Annotated in this window: 1 protein-coding gene; it reads right to left on the bottom strand. The window is 64.1% G+C overall.

Going from position 1 to position 323, the window contains the following annotated elements; genetic code table 11:
* On the bottom strand, positions 1–323 hold a 323-nt coding region (locus G7026_RS22505), incomplete at both ends, for an NAD-binding protein (RefSeq protein ID WP_181073273.1).

The following is a 323-nucleotide window of genomic DNA, read 5'->3' as shown; positions in this document are numbered from 1 at the left end:
AGGCCGATCTGCACGAAGATGCCTTCGAGCTCGAGCGAATGGAATTCGCTGGAGTTGCGGTCCTTGTAGATCAGGCCGGTGACCTTCTGGCCGTCGCCCTTCACTTCGCTGGTCAGGGCGCTGGTGATCACGTCGACGTTCGGCAGGCTGAACAGCTTCTTCTGCAGCACGGCGTCGGCACGCAGCTGGCTGTCGAACTCGATCAGGGTCACGTGGGCGACGATGCCGGCGAGATCGATCGCCGCTTCGACACCGGAGTTGCCGCCACCGATCACCGCCACGCGCTTGCCCTTGAACAGCGGGCCGTCGCAGTGCGGGCAGTA

Source organism: Stutzerimonas azotifigens (assembly GCF_013522725.1).
Lineage (GTDB): Bacteria > Pseudomonadota > Gammaproteobacteria > Pseudomonadales > Pseudomonadaceae > Stutzerimonas > Stutzerimonas azotifigens_A.
The sequence above is the reverse complement of the archived record's forward strand: the minus strand, read 5'-3'. Positions and strand labels throughout refer to the sequence as shown.